At 51.9% G+C, this 18,526-nt stretch carries 11 protein-coding genes, 1 tRNA gene and 3 rRNA genes; 12 read left to right on the top strand and 3 right to left on the bottom strand.

The features are described from left to right. Positions 1-3: 3 nt before the first annotated feature. Positions 4-987 carry a ribose operon transcriptional repressor RbsR gene (gene rbsR, locus BY447_RS10495; RefSeq protein WP_041457145.1) on the top strand — a complete coding sequence of 328 codons (984 nt, stop codon included), beginning with the start codon at positions 4-6 and terminating at the stop codon, positions 985-987. On the opposite strand, the gene mdtD is transcribed toward rbsR, so the two are convergent. Next, entirely contained in the window at positions 984-2,384 is a 1,401-nt protein-coding gene (gene mdtD / locus BY447_RS10490) for a multidrug transporter subunit MdtD (RefSeq protein ID WP_013359543.1), read from the bottom strand. The genes rbsR and mdtD overlap by 4 nt on opposite strands. 534 nt (positions 2,385-2,918) lie before the next feature. Here mdtD and BY447_RS10485 point away from each other — a divergent pair. The 5 genes from BY447_RS10485 (at position 2,919) to BY447_RS10465 (ending at position 8,796) form a co-directional block, all read left to right on the top strand. Further along, positions 2,919-4,458, top strand: a 16S ribosomal RNA gene (locus tag BY447_RS10485). 88 nt (positions 4,459-4,546) lie between these two features. Next, positions 4,547-4,621 (top strand) — tRNA-Glu (locus BY447_RS10480). Between the two features lie 230 nt (positions 4,622-4,851). Continuing rightward, positions 4,852-7,761 (top strand): 23S ribosomal RNA (locus tag BY447_RS10475). Between the two features lie 196 nt (positions 7,762-7,957). Continuing rightward, positions 7,958-8,073: ribosomal RNA gene (rrf, locus tag BY447_RS10470) — 5S ribosomal RNA — on the top strand. Together the 16S, 23S and 5S rRNA genes with 1 tRNA gene alongside form the textbook arrangement of a ribosomal RNA operon. A 408-nt stretch (positions 8,074-8,481) precedes the next feature. Beyond that, positions 8,482-8,796: a hypothetical protein gene (locus tag BY447_RS10465; RefSeq protein WP_041457144.1), complete on the top strand. Its 315-nt coding sequence runs from the start codon at positions 8,482-8,484 to the stop codon at positions 8,794-8,796. Positions 8,797-9,039: 243 nt separating this feature from the next. On the opposite strand, the gene mobA is transcribed toward BY447_RS10465, so the two are convergent. Further along, a complete protein-coding gene (gene mobA, locus BY447_RS10460) occupies positions 9,040-9,615 on the bottom strand; it encodes a molybdenum cofactor guanylyltransferase MobA (protein WP_110331929.1) in 576 nt (191 codons plus the stop codon). Between the two features lie 47 nt (positions 9,616-9,662). On the opposite strand from mobA, the gene BY447_RS10455 reads away from it, so the two are divergent. From BY447_RS10455 to polA, 4 genes are all read left to right on the top strand, one after another. After that, entirely contained in the window at positions 9,663-9,938 is a 276-nt protein-coding gene (locus BY447_RS10455; RefSeq protein WP_110331091.1) for a YihD family protein, read from the top strand. A gap of 45 nt (positions 9,939-9,983) precedes the next feature. Beyond that, complete coding sequence (locus tag BY447_RS10450) at positions 9,984-10,970, top strand: serine/threonine protein kinase (protein ID WP_013359540.1); 987 nt, start codon at positions 9,984-9,986, stop codon at positions 10,968-10,970. 26 nt (positions 10,971-10,996) lie between these two features. Further along, positions 10,997-11,626, top strand: coding sequence for a thiol:disulfide interchange protein DsbA (dsbA, locus tag BY447_RS10445; RefSeq protein WP_013359539.1), 630 nt, complete (start codon positions 10,997-10,999; stop codon positions 11,624-11,626). Between the two features lie 377 nt (positions 11,627-12,003). Further along, on the top strand, positions 12,004-14,790 hold the full coding sequence (polA, locus tag BY447_RS10435; RefSeq protein ID WP_013359538.1) for a DNA polymerase I: 2,787 nt from the start codon (positions 12,004-12,006) through the stop codon (positions 14,788-14,790). Positions 14,791-15,207: 417 nt separating this feature from the next. Here polA and yihA read toward each other — a convergent pair whose 3' ends face one another. Beyond that, the gene (gene yihA, locus BY447_RS10430; protein WP_110331090.1) at positions 15,208-15,843 is read right to left on the bottom strand and encodes a ribosome biogenesis GTP-binding protein YihA/YsxC; all 636 of its coding nucleotides are present in this window, start codon (positions 15,841-15,843) and stop codon (positions 15,208-15,210) included. A gap of 549 nt (positions 15,844-16,392) precedes the next feature. On the opposite strand from yihA, the gene yihI reads away from it, so the two are divergent. Both yihI and hemN read left to right on the top strand, forming a co-directional pair. Beyond that, entirely contained in the window at positions 16,393-16,917 is a 525-nt protein-coding gene (gene yihI, locus BY447_RS10425) for a Der GTPase-activating protein YihI (protein WP_107319169.1), read from the top strand. A gap of 233 nt (positions 16,918-17,150) precedes the next feature. Beyond that, the gene (hemN, locus tag BY447_RS10420; protein ID WP_110331089.1) at positions 17,151-18,524 is read left to right on the top strand and encodes an oxygen-independent coproporphyrinogen III oxidase; all 1,374 of its coding nucleotides are present in this window, start codon (positions 17,151-17,153) and stop codon (positions 18,522-18,524) included. Positions 18,525-18,526 lie beyond the last annotated feature (2 nt).

Here is an 18,526-nt window from a genome sequence, read left to right as displayed (position 1 = left end):
ACCATGAAAGATGTCGCTCGGCTGGCGGGCGTCTCTACCTCCACTGTCTCGCACGTGATCAATAACAATCGCTTTGTCAGTGAAGGCGTGCGGGAAAAAGTTGAGCAGGCTATCCGCCACCTTAACTACGCCCCTTCTGCACTGGCGCGCAGTCTGAAGATCAATCAGACGCACACCATCGGTATGCTGCTGACCACCAGTAGTAACCCCTTTTATGCCGAAGTGGTGCGGGGCGTGGAAGAGAGTTGCTATCAGCGTGGCTACAGCCTGATTCTCTGCAACACGGCGGGTGATGAGGAGCGGATGAACCGCAGCCTGGAGACGCTGATGCAGAAGCGCGTCGATGGTTTACTGATCATGTGCACTGAAAGTCACCTGCCGTCGGCAGACATCCTGAATCGTTATCCCTCTATACCTGCGGTGATGATGGATTGGGCACCGTTTGAAGGTCGCGGTGACATCATTCAGGATAACGCGTTGCTGGGCGGCGAGCTGGCCACTCAGCATCTTATCGACAGCGGCTATACCCGCATCGCTTGTATCGCCGGTCCCCAGGATAAAACCCCGGCCCGTATGCGCCTGGAAGGTTATCGCAACGCCATGACTAAGAGTGGCCTGGAGATTTTGCCTGGCTATATCGTGAATGGTGACTTTGAATTTCAGGGTGGCTACAACGGGATGGTCGAGTTGCTGGCGCTGGAAACGCTGCCGGAAGCAGTATTTACCAGTAACGATGCGATGGCTGTCGGCGTTTATCACGCCCTCTATCAGGCTGGCATGCAGGTTCCGCAGCAGATGGCTGTCATGGGGTATGACGATATTGAACTGGCGCGCTATCTCACTCCGCCACTGAGTACGATTCACCAGCCCAAAGATGCGCTGGGCGAACTGGCGATAGATACCTTAATTCATCGTCTCAGCGATCCCGACGCCAGCCAGCAAACGCTGGTGCTGACGCCGGAGCTGGTGGTACGTGGCTCAGTTTAGCGCTTTTTCTTCCTGTCGCGATTCGTGATCAGGTTACGTCCATCGCCGTTTTTCAGCAGCAGAAAAGTCAGCGCTGAAAGCACGGTAACGACACCCATGGTCAGGAACGTGGCATGGAACTGTGAAATGGTGCTGGTTTCAAACTCCTGATAGAAGCGCAGTACCGCAGCACTGACCGCCACACCAAAACTAATCGCTAACTGCTGCGTCACGGCCAGCACGCTGTTACCCCCGCTGGCATTATCATCATCCAGGTCGGCCAGAGTAATGGTGTTCATGGCGGTGAACTGCGTAGACATCGCCATGCCGAGAATAAACAGCGGAAGCAACAGCACAAAGATGCTTTCAGCAGGCGACTGCAGAGAGAAGCTGGCGATCAGGATGCCAATAATCGCGGTGATGCCGACCAGCAGGCGGCGGTAACCCAGCCAGCGCAGCAGTTGTGTCACCGTCGACTTCGCCAGTATTGAACCAATGGCGGTAGGCGCCATCATGCAGCCTGCAATAATAGCTGAATAGCCAAAGCCAACCTGCAACATGAGCGGCATTAAAAAGGGGACGCAGCCGGTACCGAGACGTGATGCAATGTTGCCGCCAATGCCAACCGAGAAGGTCCGGGTTTTAAACATCGGCAGGTTGATGAGGGGCGACGGGTGATTTCGGGCATGCACTATATAGAGAAGTAAAAGCACGATGCCGCTGAGTAATATCCCGCCAGCCAGCCAGGCGGAAACAATCCGCTCACCGAACAGCTCAATCCCAATCGAGATCATTACCAGCCCAGCCCCGAACAGTATAAAGCCCAGAAAGTCGAAGCGGCGCTTGGGCGTGGTGAAGTCCGGCATATATTTGCGTGCGTAGATAATGCCGAGAATACCTATCGGGATATTAATCAGGAAGATCCAGTGCCACGTCGCATAGGTGACCAGCACACCGCCCAGCATCGGGCCCAGTATCGGGCCAACCAATCCTGGCATGGTGACGAAATTGAGCACCGGCAGCAGTTCACTGCGCGGATAGGCGCGTAGCAGCGCCAGTCGTGCGACCGGCATCATCATTGCGCCACCCACGCCCTGTACGATTCGCGATATAACCAGCACCGAAAGCGTCGGTGAGAGCGCACACGCCAGCGAGCCAAGAGTGAACAGCGAAACCGCAATGATAAATACCTTGCGCGTGCCGAAGCGATCGGCGAGCCAGCCGCTGACCGGAATCAGCATCGCGACAGTGAGGGTGTAACTGATAACGGCGGATTGCATGGCCAGGGGAGAACGGTCGAGGCTGGTGGCGATAGCGGGCAGGGCAGTATTTAGTATAGTGGCGTCGAGTGACTGCATGAAAAAGGCCATAGCCGCTATCCATGGCAAACCGGCCATGCTGCGCGAGGATTTTATCATTGAGTATCCTTCCTGGGGTTATCCTGCGAGAAGAAGCAAAATAATAGCACCCGCAACCCGCAACGGCAGGTCTCTTTACAACGTTTGATCGCTGTTTTTGTGCGTTATTCGGCCATGAAACGTCTCTTTTTAAGCCGTTCGTTTAAAAAAGATGCGCTCAGTAAATTAATTCGAAGAAACACTTGTCAGCCTGAGGAAACTCCCTATAATGCGCCTCCATCGACACGGAACACCGGCAACGGGAAACGGGCTGAGAGGCACAGGAGACTGCGCCGCCGGAGAAAAACTTCTGAGAAAGAGGTTGACTCTGCAGGAGGAAAGCGTAATATACGCCACCTCGCGACAGGGCGCTAACGCACTGTTCGCACTGCTCTTTAACAATTTATCAGACAATCTGTGTGGGCACTCGCAGGATTGATATCAGCGTCTTAGGACGCAACAAAATATCAAAGCCTCACGAGTGAACACATAATGAAATTCATTATGACGTTTTACAGATGAGCACCGCTTAACTTGTTTAAGCAAATCAAACTTAAATTGAAGAGTTTGATCATGGCTCAGATTGAACGCTGGCGGCAGGCCTAACACATGCAAGTCGGACGGTAGCACAGAGAGCTTGCTCTCGGGTGACGAGTGGCGGACGGGTGAGTAATGTCTGGGGATCTGCCCGATAGAGGGGGATAACCACTGGAAACGGTGGCTAATACCGCATAACGTCGCAAGACCAAAGAGGGGGACCTTCGGGCCTCTCACTATCGGATGAACCCAGATGGGATTAGCTAGTAGGCGGGGTAATGGCCCACCTAGGCGACGATCCCTAGCTGGTCTGAGAGGATGACCAGCCACACTGGAACTGAGACACGGTCCAGACTCCTACGGGAGGCAGCAGTGGGGAATATTGCACAATGGGCGCAAGCCTGATGCAGCCATGCCGCGTGTATGAAGAAGGCCTTCGGGTTGTAAAGTACTTTCAGCGGGGAGGAAGGCGGTGCGGTTAATAACCGCGTCGATTGACGTTACCCGCAGAAGAAGCACCGGCTAACTCCGTGCCAGCAGCCGCGGTAATACGGAGGGTGCAAGCGTTAATCGGAATTACTGGGCGTAAAGCGCACGCAGGCGGTCTGTTAAGTCAGATGTGAAATCCCCGGGCTTAACCTGGGAACTGCATTTGAAACTGGCAGGCTTGAGTCTTGTAGAGGGGGGTAGAATTCCAGGTGTAGCGGTGAAATGCGTAGAGATCTGGAGGAATACCGGTGGCGAAGGCGGCCCCCTGGACAAAGACTGACGCTCAGGTGCGAAAGCGTGGGGAGCAAACAGGATTAGATACCCTGGTAGTCCACGCCGTAAACGATGTCGACTTGGAGGTTGTTCCCTTGAGGAGTGGCTTCCGGAGCTAACGCGTTAAGTCGACCGCCTGGGGAGTACGGCCGCAAGGTTAAAACTCAAATGAATTGACGGGGGCCCGCACAAGCGGTGGAGCATGTGGTTTAATTCGATGCAACGCGAAGAACCTTACCTACTCTTGACATCCAGAGAACTTAGCAGAGATGCTTTGGTGCCTTCGGGAACTCTGAGACAGGTGCTGCATGGCTGTCGTCAGCTCGTGTTGTGAAATGTTGGGTTAAGTCCCGCAACGAGCGCAACCCTTATCCTTTGTTGCCAGCGATTCGGTCGGGAACTCAAAGGAGACTGCCGGTGATAAACCGGAGGAAGGTGGGGATGACGTCAAGTCATCATGGCCCTTACGAGTAGGGCTACACACGTGCTACAATGGCGCATACAAAGAGAAGCGACCTCGCGAGAGCAAGCGGACCTCACAAAGTGCGTCGTAGTCCGGATCGGAGTCTGCAACTCGACTCCGTGAAGTCGGAATCGCTAGTAATCGTGGATCAGAATGCCACGGTGAATACGTTCCCGGGCCTTGTACACACCGCCCGTCACACCATGGGAGTGGGTTGCAAAAGAAGTAGGTAGCTTAACCTTCGGGAGGGCGCTTACCACTTTGTGATTCATGACTGGGGTGAAGTCGTAACAAGGTAACCGTAGGGGAACCTGCGGTTGGATCACCTCCTTACCTGAAGATACCTTCCCGCGCAGTGTCCACACAGATTGTCTGATAAAAAGTAATGAGCAGGACGGCTGCGAAGTCGTGACACTATCGTGTCCCCTTCGTCTAGCGGTTAGGACTCCGCCCTTTCACGGCGGCAACAGGGGTTCGAATCCCCTAGGGGACGCCACCTGCTTGGTGACAGGTGAAAGGTGTCTCCATACAGTATCTCAAAACCGATTTGGTTGCGTAAGCAGCCGGGCCGCGTTTGAGATATTTGCTCTTTAACAATCCGGAACAAGCTGAAAATTGAAACGACGTGTCGTTTTCATTCTCCGTAATAAGAATGAAAAATACGATGCGTCCGAGTCTCTCAAATGCTTGCAGTCTGCAGCGTTGAAAAACGCCTGTGGGTTGTGAGGTTAAGCGACTAAGCGTACACGGTGGATGCCCAGGCAGTCAGAGGCGATGAAGGACGTGCTAATCTGCGTAAAGCGACGGTAAGGTGATATGAACCGCTACAGCCGTCGATGTCCGAATGGGGAAACCCGGTGCACTCTGTGCATCATTGCAGCATGAATACATAGTGCTGCAAGGCGAACCGGGGGAACTGAAACATCTAAGTACCCCGAGGAAAAGAAATCAACCGAGATTCCCCCAGTAGCGGCGAGCGAACGGGGAGCAGCCCAGAGCCTGAATCAGCATGTGTGTTAGTGGAAGCGTCTGGAAAGTCGCAGGGTACAGGGTGATACTCCCGTACACAAAAGCGCATATGCTGTGAGCTCGATGAGTAAGGCGGGACACGTGGTATCCTGTCTGAATATGGGGGGACCATCCTCCAAGGCTAAATACTCCTGACTGACCGATAGTGAACCAGTACCGTGAGGGAAAGGCGAAAAGAACCCCGGCGAGGGGAGTGAAACAGAACCTGAAACCGTGTACGTACAAGCAGTGGGAGCCTTGATTTATCAGGGTGACTGCGTACCTTTTGTATAATGGGTCAGCGACTTATATTCTGTAGCAAGGTTAACCGTATAGGGGAGCCGCAGGGAAACCGAGTCTTAACTGGGCGTTAAGTTGCAGGGTATAGACCCGAAACCCGGTGATCTAGCCATGGGCAGGTTGAAGGTTGGGTAACACTAACTGGAGGACCGAACCGACTAATGTTGAAAAATTAGCGGATGACCTGTGGCTGGGGGTGAAAGGCCAATCAAACCGGGAGATAGCTGGTTCTCCCCGAAAGCTATTTAGGTAGCGCCTCGTGAACTCATCCTCGGGGGTAGAGCACTGTTTCGGCTAGGGGGCCATCCCGGCTTACCAACCCGATGCAAACTGCGAATACCGAGGAATGTTATCACGGGAGACACACGGCGGGTGCTAACGTCCGTCGTGAAGAGGGAAACAACCCAGACCGCCAGCTAAGGTCCCAAAGTCATGGTTAAGTGGGAAACGATGTGGGAAGGCACAGACAGCCAGGATGTTGGCTTAGAAGCAGCCATCATTTAAAGAAAGCGTAATAGCTCACTGGTCGAGTCGGCCTGCGCGGAAGATGTAACGGGGCTAAACCATGCACCGAAGCTGCGGCAGCGACGCTTATGCGTTGTTGGGTAGGGGAGCGTTCTGTAAGCCGTCGAAGGTGTGCTGTGAGGCATGCTGGAGGTATCAGAAGTGCGAATGCTGACATAAGTAACGATAAAGCGGGTGAAAAGCCCGCTCGCCGGAAGACCAAGGGTTCCTGTTCAACGTTAATCGGAGCAGGGTGAGTCGACCCCTAAGGCGAGGCCGAAAGGCGTAGTCGATGGGAAACAGGTTAATATTCCTGTACTCGGTGTTACTGCGAAGGGGGGACGGAGAAGGCTATATCAGCCGGGCGACGGTTGTCCCGGTTTAAGCGTGTAGGCGGAGGGTCCAGGTAAATCCGGTCCCTTATTAACGCTGAGGCGTGACGACGAGGCACTACGGTGCTGAAGTGATAAATGCCCTGCTTCCAGGAAAAGCCTCTAAGCATCAGGTAACACAGAATCGTACCCCAAACCGACACAGGTGGTCAGGTAGAGAATACCAAGGCGCTTGAGAGAACTCGGGTGAAGGAACTAGGCAAAATGGTGCCGTAACTTCGGGAGAAGGCACGCTGGCGCGTAGGTGGAGGGATTTACTCCCCGAGCCGAAGCCAGTCGAAGATACCAGCTGGCTGCAACTGTTTATTAAAAACACAGCACTGTGCAAACACGAAAGTGGACGTATACGGTGTGACGCCTGCCCGGTGCCGGAAGGTTAATTGATGGGGTTATCCGCAAGGAGAAGCTCTTGATCGAAGCCCCGGTAAACGGCGGCCGTAACTATAACGGTCCTAAGGTAGCGAAATTCCTTGTCGGGTAAGTTCCGACCTGCACGAATGGCGTAATGATGGCCAGGCTGTCTCCACCCGAGACTCAGTGAAATTGAACTCGCTGTGAAGATGCAGTGTACCCGCGGCAAGACGGAAAGACCCCGTGAACCTTTACTACAGCTTGACACTGAACATTGAGCCTTGATGTGTAGGATAGGTGGGAGGCTTTGAAGCGCGGACGCCAGTCTGCGTGGAGCCAACCTTGAAATACCACCCTTTAATGTTTGATGTTCTAACGTAGGCCCGTGATCCGGGCTGCGGACAGTGTCTGGTGGGTAGTTTGACTGGGGCGGTCTCCTCCTAAAGAGTAACGGAGGAGCACGAAGGTCAGCTAATCACGGTCGGACATCGTGAGGTTAGTGCAATGGCATAAGCTGGCTTGACTGCGAGAGTGACGGCTCGAGCAGGTGCGAAAGCAGGTCATAGTGATCCGGTGGTTCTGAATGGAAGGGCCATCGCTCAACGGATAAAAGGTACTCCGGGGATAACAGGCTGATACCGCCCAAGAGTTCATATCGACGGCGGTGTTTGGCACCTCGATGTCGGCTCATCACATCCTGGGGCTGAAGTAGGTCCCAAGGGTACGGCTGTTCGCCGTTTAAAGTGGTACGCGAGCTGGGTTTAGAACGTCGTGAGACAGTTCGGTCCCTATCTGCCGTGGGCGCTGGAGAATTGAGGGGGGTTGCTCCTAGTACGAGAGGACCGGAGTGAACGCACCACTGGTGTTCGGGTTGTCATGCCAATGGCATTGCCCGGTAGCTAAGTGCGGAAAAGATAAGTGCTGAAAGCATCTAAGCACGAAACTTGCCCCGAGATGAGTTCTCCCTGACCCCTTGAGGGTCCTGAAGGGACGTTGAAGACTACGACGTTGATAGGCCGGGTGTGTAAGCGCAGCGATGCGTTGAGCTAACCGGTACTAATGACCCGTGAGGCTTAACCTTACAACGCCAGAGGCGTTTTTGAGAGACAGATTTTCAGCTTATTCCGGATAAAATTAGCGGAAACGAAAGATTTTGCGGCGTGACAAGGCGCAGAGCGAAGACATCAGCGGGAGCATACTGAGGCATGTGACCGGTGTGGCTGAGCGATGGCAACGCGGTCATGGCGTAAAAGATTCGTTTCGTGCACCAAGATTTGCCTGGCGGCTTTAGCGCGGTGGTCCCACCTGACCCCATGCCGAACTCAGAAGTGAAACGCCGTAGCGCCGATGGTAGTGTGGGGCCTCCCCATGCGAGAGTAGGGAACTGCCAGGCATTAAATAAGTGAAGAAGCCCCGCACGCGAGTGCGGGGCTTTTTTACGTCTGCAGATCGTGAAAAACCGCACCATAATCTCCGAAAACAGCCTGAGAACCCCTCTCTGATACGGTAAACTACGGCCAGTGATCTCCTTTATATTGACTATTACGACACTCAACAGGTGAAAAATAGAATAAATATCGAGTTAATTACTTTTGATATTCTACAATTTAATATTTAACTAACTTATTAACTTAATGTGATTGTGGATTTTATAACAGACGGGAAATATATTGCTGGAATAAATGGATTTTATTCTATTTACATTTATTAGTGACTGATTGAAACTAATGATGATGTTTAATTAAGTTAAATGTTTTAGATGGATTTCAATTGCGTATTAACTAATTTAAGGAAGATTAAAATGAAAGAACTTACTATCGCTGAAACAGAATTAGTATCAGGTGCTGCCTCTACTGGATTCTTAGACAGCATCGGCGGCGCAGTGGTTGGAATGATTGCTGGCGCAATGGGCGTTGCATGGTCCTGCTATAATATTTCTGCTAATACTGACGGCGTAACCAGTGGAATTCTGGCTCCAGCACAGGGTGTCCTTGGTGGCCTGTTTGGCGGTATTTGGGGTGCTGTTTTTGGACTGGTAGTCGGTGCTGCTGAAGGGACTACTGACTCAGTGGCCCGTGCTGATGCAGTTTGGACTAATATCCTCACTGCTGGCTGATAGCTCTCTAAAGCGCCTGGGCAGTAATGACTATTATTGCCCATTTAATGTAGTCCGCTGACTTCCCGTTAACAATTTTATTGGTCACTTTCAGGAAAATTCAACTCAGATACAATTCTATTATTTTAAATGAGTAACGGATTATTTTTTCGAGCGTGATAAATTGCCTGCCTTATTTTTAATAAAAAAAGACATTGTTAACTGAGCTTCGTTTTTTCAATTTTATCTATATTAATCCCCTCCTCAGTTGGTTGAGCTAGTATGATTTAGATCATCAGGCGTATTGATATTGCGGAAGGCAGATTCATCATTATCCAGCTGAACAGCATGGCCGCCGTGGTCGCGCAGGAAATGCATCAGACGTCGTTCACCGGCGTGAAGATAGTCATGAAGAGGCACTGCCATCTTCCGATGAATCAGCGCCAGCGTGGGGTGGTCGCGTGATTGTGAGCGGACCCAGACTGCAGGGGCGTCTCCACATTGTTCAGCCAGTTTTTCAACAAAGTTAAGAGGAACTGCAGGCGTATCACAGGAGCAAAAGGCAGCCCATTCACCGTCGATGGCCACTAATGCACTGTAGATACCGGCCAGCGGACCCGGATAGCCATCAAAAACATCCTGCACAACCCGACACCCGCTTAACTGATAGCGATCAATATTACGATTGGCATTAATCATGACAATGTCGACTTGTGGCCTGAGCCGTTCAAGGACATGCTGATAAAGCGGCCTGCCATCCAGTTGCACTAATCCTTTATCCTGACCACCCATACGGCGGCCCTGACCACCAGCCAGAATGATGCCGGTCAATATTGTCATGGCTTTGCCCTCGCTGATGACGCACTGTGAATAACGGAGAAACCTCAATGAAATGCCATCGTTTAAACGAGTTGATCGAACTGCTGCAACCCGCCTGGCAAAAAGAGCCTGACCTGAATCTGGTCACATTTTTGCAGAAACTGGCGCAGGAATCTGGTTTGCGTGGCCCGTTAAGTGAATTAACCGACGATGTATTAATTTACCATCTCAAAATGCGTGACTCAGCCAGCGATGATGCGATCCCAGGCCTGAAAAAAGACTATGAAGTTGATTTCAAAACCGCACTGCTTCGCGCACGGGGTGTCATTAAACAGGACGAGTAGTGTTATCCTTGGCTGCTATTTGCAAGGGCAACTACAGGTAATATGATGAGCGACGCTGCTTTCAACTTCCAGACATTGAATCCCGACGTATTGCTTGATGCGCTCTGGGATACAGGAATTCGCGTCGAATCAGGTCTGACAGCCCTGAACAGCTATGAGAACCGGGTTTACCAATTCAGCGATGATGAAAAACGCCGCTATGTCGCGAAGTTTTATCGCCCACAGCGCTGGCGTGCTGAACAGATCGCTGAAGAGCATCAGTATGCGCTCGATCTGCTGGCTGATGAGGTGCCCATCGCGGCACCATTGCGGTTAAAGGGCGAGACACTGCACAGCCACGCTGGCTTCTTCTTTGCCGTATTTCCCAGTCTGGGCGGACGGCAATATGAGACAGACAATGAAGATCAGATGGAATGGGTAGGCCGATTCCTGGGCCGCATTCATCAGACCGGGCGCAAAGCGCTGTTCAACCATCGTCCTGCCATCGGTCTTGATGAGTATCTGCATGAACCCCGACAGGCGCTGGAGCACTCACAATTAGTGCCTGCTTCGCTTAAGACCGCGCTGCTACAGGCTATCGATAAGCTGGGTAACACGCTGCAGCAACAGTGGCATACCACGTGGCAGCCGCTACGATTACATGGCGACTGTCATCCGGGGAATATCCTGTGGCGCGATGGACCGCTATTTGTCGATCTGGATGATGCCCGTAATGGTCCGGCGGTACAGGATTTGTGGATGCTCATCAGCGGCGATCGACAGGAACAGCGTATACAGTGGGATATTTTGCTGGAGGCTTACAGTGAATTCAGTGACTTTGATATTAATGAATTGTCACTGATTGAACCTTTACGCGCTATGCGCATGGTTTATTATCTGGCCTGGGTTGTCCGACGCTGGCAGGATCCCGCTTTTCCGCGCGCTTTCCCCTGGATGACAGATGAAGATTTCTGGCGCAGGCAAATTTCACTCTTTACCGAGCAGGAGAAGCTGTTGCAGGAACCTCCTCTGCAGCTGACACCGCAATATTAACGACGTAGTCAGGAGAAGTTTTCACGATGAAAAAAATTTGGTTTGCACTGATGGGTTTAGTGCTGGCATTCAGCGCGTCTGCTGCCCAGTTCACTGAAGGTAAACAATATGTGAGTCTGCCAAAACCTGTGGCCAGTGAACCTCAGGTGATGGAGTTCTTCTCCTTCTTCTGCCCGCACTGCTATCAGTTTGAACGTATTTATCACGTTAATGACGCGGTGAAAAAGAATCTGCCTGCTGATACAAAGCTGGTGAAATACCACGTCGATTTCCTTGGTGGTGATCTGGGACCGGTTGTGACTCAGGCATGGGCCGTCGCCATGGCGCTGGGCGTTGAAGATAAGGTGACAGCACCGATCTTTGATGGCATTCAGAAAACGCAGACCATTACCGATCCTGCCAGTCTGAAAGAGGCTTTTGTTAAAGCGGCCGGTATCTCCGCTGCTGACTACGATGCTGCCTGGAACAGCTTTGCCGTAAAAGCGCTGGTTGCACAACAGCAGAAAGCGGCTGCGGATGTTGATCTGCGCGGTGTGCCAGCGATGTTCGTGAATGGCAAATATATGGTGAACAACGGCGGCCTCGATACCAGCTCTATGGACAATTTCGTTGCTGATTACGCGAACGTGGTTAAATTCCTCGTAAGCCAGAAGTAATCTGCCTTACCACCCCATCTGACGCCAGCTCTGCTGGCGTTTTTTTATGCCATTAAACAGAGACGTAAATTTTGTCCATCTCCAGGGCATAAATTTAATATCCACACAAGGGATCACGTAATTAAAAATGGCGATCGGGTCACGGAAATTAAATAAGCTAATGAAAATTATGTATTTTATTAATAGCCAAATCATTTAAGATCCTGAATAGCAGCGCGTTATAATTTTTACGCACAAAGTTATCCACAGAATGATCGTTGCGATCTTTCCTCCAGAACCGTTAAAAACGCGACATATCCTGTGCCTTAGTTCACCATTTCCGCCAGCTTGTGGCATCCTTATAGACCAACCCATAGCAACGAAGACAACACAGACTTATGGCGCAAATAGCAGAAAATCCCCTCATTCTGGTCGATGGCTCATCCTATCTTTATCGCGCGTATCACGCGTTTCCGCCGCTGACCAATAGTGCAGGTGAACCCACTGGCGCCATGTACGGCGTGCTCAACATGCTGAAAAGCCTGCTGGCGCAATATAATCCGAGTCACGTTGCTGTAGTGTTCGATGCCAAAGGCAAAACCTTCAGGGATGAGCTGTTCGAGCATTATAAATCTCATCGTCCGCCGATGCCTGACGAACTGCGGGCGCAAATCGAGCCGCTGCATGAGATGGTGCGGGCGATGGGTCTGCCGCTACTGGCTGTGAGCGGCGTTGAAGCCGATGATGTTATCGGTACGCTGGCGCTGGAAGCGGAGAAAAAAGGCCTTTCAGTGCTAATCAGCACCGGCGACAAGGATATGGCGCAGCTGGTCACGCCAGCCATCACGCTGATTAACACCATGAGCAACACCATCCTGGGGCCGGAAGAGGTCGAGCAGAAATATGGTGTGCCACCAGCCTTAATCATCGATTTTCTGGCCATGATGGGCGACAGCTCAGATAACATCCCTGGCGTTCCCGGCGTGGGTGAGAAAACGGCACAGGCTCTGCTGCAGGGTCTGGGCAGCATGCAGACCATCTATGACAATCTGGATAAAGTAGCGGATCTCGGGTTTCGTGGCGCGAAAACCATGGCGACCAAACTTGAGCAGAATCGGGACGTGGCGTTTCTCTCTTACCAGCTGGCGACCATCAAGACGGACGTCGAGCTGGCGCTGCCCTGTGAAGAGCTCACGGTCACTGAACCCAATGTCGAGGCGCTGCAGACCCTGTTCAGCCGTTATGAGTTCAAACGCTGGCTGAGTGACCTGCAGGATGGGAAATGGCTGCAGGGCAAGAAAAGTAATACTCAGGCACAGAAAGCGCTCTCCGATGAGCCGGTTGCTGTGCCTGAAACCAGCAGCGTATTACCGACCGAGAATTATGTCACCATTCTGGATCAGGATCTTTTTGACAGCTGGCTGGAGAAACTGAAAAACAGCGAGGTCTTCGCCTTTGATCTGGAAACCGACGCGCTGGATACCCTGAGCGCTAACATCGTGGGCATCAGCTTCGCGATTGCGCCCGGCGAAGCCGCCTACCTGCCGGTTGCCCATGACTATCTCGATGCGCCTGAACAACTGGATCGCGCGGCCGTTCTGGCACAGCTCAAGCCCCTGCTGGAAGATGACAGCGCCTGGAAAGTGGGCCAGAACCTGAAATACGATCGTGGCGTACTGAAAAACTACGATATTGAACTGGCCGGTATCAAATTCGACACCATGCTTGAGTCCTATATTCTCAATAGCGTGGTGGGTAAACATGACATGGATAGCCTGGCTGCTCGCTGGCTTAACCACAAAACGGTCACCTTCCAGGAGATCGCTGGTAAAGGCAAAAATCAGCTGACGTTCAATCAAATCGCATTGGAGCAGGCATCCCATTATGCTGCCGAAGATGCCGATGTGACCCTGCAGTTGCATCTGAAGATGTGGCCAGAGCTGGAGAAAGAAGCGGGCCCGAGAAAAGTCTTCGAGCAGATTGAGATGCCATTACTGACGGTAATTTCCAGGATTGAGCGCAATGGCGTGTTAATCGATCAGGCTATTCTGGCGCAACATTCGAAAGAGCTGACTGCCCGACTGGCTGAGCTTGAATTAAAAGCACATGAGCTGGCGGGAGAACCCTTCAACCTCTCATCCACCAAGCAGCTGCAGGTGATCCTGTTTGAAAAACAGGGTATCAAACCCACCAAGAAAACACCGGGCGGTGCGCCGTCAACCAGCGAAGAGGTGTTAGCTGAGCTGGCACTCGACTATCCGCTGCCCAAAGTGATTCTGGAACATCGCGGCTTATCTAAACTTAAGTCGACCTATACGGATAAATTGCCCCTGATGATCAACCCGCTGAGCGGGCGGGTGCATACCTCTTATCATCAGGCCGTTACCGCAACCGGTCGCTTATCCTCTGCCGATCCGAATCTGCAAAACATCCCGGTGCGTAATGACGAAGGACGCCGAATCCGTCAGGCCTTTGTCGCGGCCAAAGGTTATCGCATTGTGGCGGCAGACTATTCACAAATCGAACTGCGTATCATGGCGCATCTCTCTCAGGATAAAGGATTACTGGACGCTTTTGCCCAGGGCGAAGATATTCACCGTGCCACGGCATCCGAAGTATTTGGTGTACCACTGGACAAGGTCAGCGCCGAACAGCGCCGTAGTGCGAAAGCGATCAACTTTGGTCTGATCTATGGCATGAGTGCATTTGGTCTTTCGCGCCAGCTGAACATTGGCGCAGGCGAAGCGAAAAAGTATATGGACCTCTACTTTGAACGTTATCCGGGCGTACTGCGCTATATGGAGAACACCCGCCAGCTGGCGGCAAGTAAAGGCTATGTCGAAACGATTGAAGGCCGTCGACTGTGGTTGCCGGATATTAAATCCAGCAATGCCATTCGCCGGAAAGCCGCTGAACGTGCCGCGATCAATGCGCCGATGCAGGGAACGGCAGCAGATATTATCAAGCGGGCGATGATTGCTGTTGATGCGTGGCTGGAACAGCAAAACGACAATAGTGTCAGAATGATCATGCAGGTTCACGATGAACTGGTGTTCGAAGTGAAAGCGGAGGCCGTTGAAGCAGCCAGTCAGAAAATCCGCGCGCTGATGGAAGGTAGCGTGCAGCTCGACGTGCCTTTACTGGTTGAAGTCGGTGTGGGTGACAACTGGGATGAAGCCCACTGATTCACGGCTTCAGGTCGGTTCCACAGAACGGAATCGACCCTTAGTCAGGTATAAGTAAATCGTTTAATTACCTGGTTTAACCCGGCCAGCGCTGGTACTGAGATTACGCGCTTTTCTAACTGCTTATCGGCTAAACACTTTTTTCGTTATTTAACTACATCGCAACGCTATTTTTGTGATGTGTATGGTAAAAAAAGCCCTGTTTGATGTAAGTAAGCAACAAAAAAGCCTTTGTCACGCACAGAAAATCAGGTAAAGTTCGTCGCGTAGGGTACAGAGGTAAGATGTTCTATCTTTCAGACCTTTTACTTCACGTAATCGGATTTGGCTGAATTTAGCCGCCCCAGTCATTCTGTGACTGGGGCGTTTTTTATTGGGCTTTTTGTACCGCCAGCTTCAGCGGCACCGTGTTGCCAGTTACTCTTCCCCGTCCTGATCCTCAACCGCCGGTTCAAGCGTATTAAACCAGCTGTCCAGCTTCTGACGAACCTTCTCCACGCCGATTTTCTTCAGCGAGGAGAAAAGCTCTACCTGCACATCACCCACGAATTCGAGTGCGGCTTCACGCACGACATTGAGCTGCGCTTTACGGGCACCTGAGGCCAGTTTGTCTGCTTTGGTCAGAAGCAACAGCACCGGAATACCGCTTTCTACTGACCATTGAATCATCTGTCGATCAAGGTCTTTCAGCGGATGACGGATATCCATCAGCACGACCAGTCCTTTCAGGGCCTGACGTTTTTGCAGGTATTCTCCTAACGCACGCTGCCACTTCAGCTTCATCTCTTCCGGCACTTCGGCATAACCGTAACCGGGCAGGTCGACCAGACGCTTACCTTCTTTCACTTCGAACAGGTTAATCAGCTGCGTACGTCCCGGCGTTTTACTGGTACGTGCCAGACCTTTCTGATTGGTTAACGTATTCAGCGCACTCGATTTTCCCGCGTTCGAACGGCCAGCAAAAGCCACTTCAATTCCGGTATCGGCAGGCAGATGACGGATATCCGGCGCGCTCATGACAAAGTGGGTAACGTGATAATTCAATTCAGACAAGGTAACACTCCAGAAAACGCATTAAGGCAATGGCGGCGATTATACGCGTTATGGCGCGAAAGTGCTCAATCACATCTCGATAACAAAGTGTGTAAGAGATTTGCCATTCAGGCTGCAGGTTATTTCGCTTTATACTTTAATTACTAAAAATAAAAAACATTAAAATTCATAACGTTGACAATAATTGTTCTTTTTTTGAACTAACTATTTTTGACACCGACTTGAGGCTTTTACCAGTTGGTCTACATTATTGTGCAGTGAATGGCAGCACACATCAGGATGATGCGCTCAGGGATGTCAGGAAGGCAACGAGCGGTGGAATGGAAACGGTCAGGGATACGGCCAGACAGGGATAAGGAAAAGCTCAGGAGTTGAGCAGGCGCGGGATTGACCGGGATGTTACGAGCCGAAAAGGACTTAAAACATGATTCCTTCTTATGAAGGTATGAAATAAGGCGACAGCTTGAGCTGTCGCCTTTTTTCTTTGTCTGGTTTCTGCTAGATTTCGCCGCAATTCTATACTGAATAAAAAAGCCGGGACCGAATACTATGAAGCAACCTGCACGAGCTGCTAACGGCAAACCTGCCGTCAAAGCCAAACGCAAATCGCGTGACGATATCAACCATGAAGCACGCGATCGCAAACGTGATAAAAAGCATCGCGGACACGCATCTGGCAGCCGTGCTAATCCGGCTGCGTCCGAAAGCAACGGCGGACGTCAGGAGAGCAGCGTAAAAGATCCGCGTATCGGCAGTAAAAAACCGGTGTCCCTGATTGCTGAGGGGAAAACCGCAGCCGTTAAGCCAAAGAAAAGCGTGGCAAAACCGGCAGCTGAGAAGAAAGTGCGTCTGACGCCCGAAGAAGAGCTGGCGAAGCTGGAAAATGACGAGCGTCTGGATGCGCTGCTGGATCGTCTGGAAAATGGCGAAACGCTGTCGGCTGAAGATCAGGGCTGGCTGGATGCCTCGCTGGATCGTATCGACGAACTGATGGAGCAGTTAGGCATTGTGATGGATGATGCTGAAGATGAGCAGGCTGAAGAAGATATGTACCGTCTGCTGAAGGGCAACTAAGCAGATTTGATCGGCATGCGGTTTCCGCATGCCGTACTTATCAGGTAAACAACAATGTTTTGGCCTGGATCAATTTTCGCGCTGCTGGCGACATGTTATCTGCTGTGGTTATTGTTTAAACTACGACGCCTGTCGCGGCTGAAGCAACGTTTACGTCGGGTCTCAACCCGCTCACCTTTCATCTCCTCTTCTTCGCGACCTTCTCTCAGACGACGTCATCGGAAGGAGTGAGCATGCCATCGCAGCAGATTGAGTGGGATCAGGCGTTAATTGAAAAGTACAATTATGCCGGCCCGCGTTACACCTCTTATCCCACCGCGCTGGAGTTTAGCGAGCACTATGCGGAAGGCGATTTTCAGCGAGCCGTGGCGCGCTACCCTGACCGTCCGCTGTCACTCTACATCCATATTCCCTTCTGCCATCGTCTCTGCTACTTCTGCGGCTGCAATAAGATTGTGACCCGTCAGCGCCACAAAGCGGACCGTTATCTGGATGTGCTTGAGCAGGAGATTATTCAGCGTGCGCCGCTGTTTCGTCAGCGTCAGGTCACGCAGCTTCACTGGGGCGGCGGCACGCCAACTTTTCTCGATAATGCGCAGATTTCACGGCTGGTGGGTTTGCTGAAGCAACACTTCACCGTGGCCAGCGATGTTGAAATGTCGATCGAGATTGATCCGCGTGAAATTGAGCTGGATATGATTGATCACCTGCGATCGCTGGGATTCAATCGTCTGAGCATGGGCGTGCAGGATTTCAATAAAGCGGTGCAGGAACGGGTTAACCGGGTGCAGGACGAAGAGGCGATTTTCGGCCTGATGGCGCGCGCCCGTGAACAGGGCTTCAGCTCTGTCAGCATCGACCTGATCTATGGCTTGCCCCTGCAGACGCCAGCCAGCTTTGCCTGGACGCTGGAGCGGGTACTGGCACTCAATCCCGATCGCCTTAGCGTGTTTAACTATGCGCATCTGCCAGCGATGTTCGCGGCACAGCGTAAAATTAAACAGGACGAACTGCCCTCCGCTCAGCAAAAGCTGGATATCTTACAGCAGACCATCACGACGCTGACTCAGCAGGGCTACCAGTTTATCGGGATGGATCACTTTGCGAAGCCGCAGGATGAGCTGGCCATCGCGCAGCGGAAAGGGCAGCTGCATCGTAATTTCCAGGGATACACGACGCAGGGCGACAGCGATTTGCTGGGGCTTGGCGTTTCAGCCATCAGCATGATTGGCGACAGTTATGCGCAGAACCAGAAAGACCTCAACACCTGGTACAAGAGTGTTGAACAGCAGGGGAATGGCCTGTGGCGCGGCATCGCCTTAACCGACGATGATTGCCTGCGTCGTGACGTGATTAAAACGCTGATTTGTAACTTCTCGCTGGATTTTGCCGCGACAGAAGCGCAATGGGGAATTTGCTTCAGCGACTATTTTGCTGAGGACCTGGCGCTGCTGAAACCGTTAATCGCCGATGGGCTGTTGGTACAAACGGCTGGCGGGCTGGAGGTGACGGGGATTGGCCGGTTACTGATTCGTAATATCTGCATGTGTTTTGATCGTTATCTGCGTCAGAAAGCGCGTCAGCAGCAGTTCTCGCGCGTTATCTGAAG

The sequence above is a fragment of the Pantoea sp. JKS000250 genome, assembly GCF_003201065.1.
Classification (GTDB): Bacteria; Pseudomonadota; Gammaproteobacteria; order Enterobacterales; family Enterobacteriaceae; genus Pantoea; species Pantoea vagans.
The sequence above is the reverse complement of the archived record's forward strand: the minus strand, read 5'-3'. Positions and strand labels throughout refer to the sequence as shown.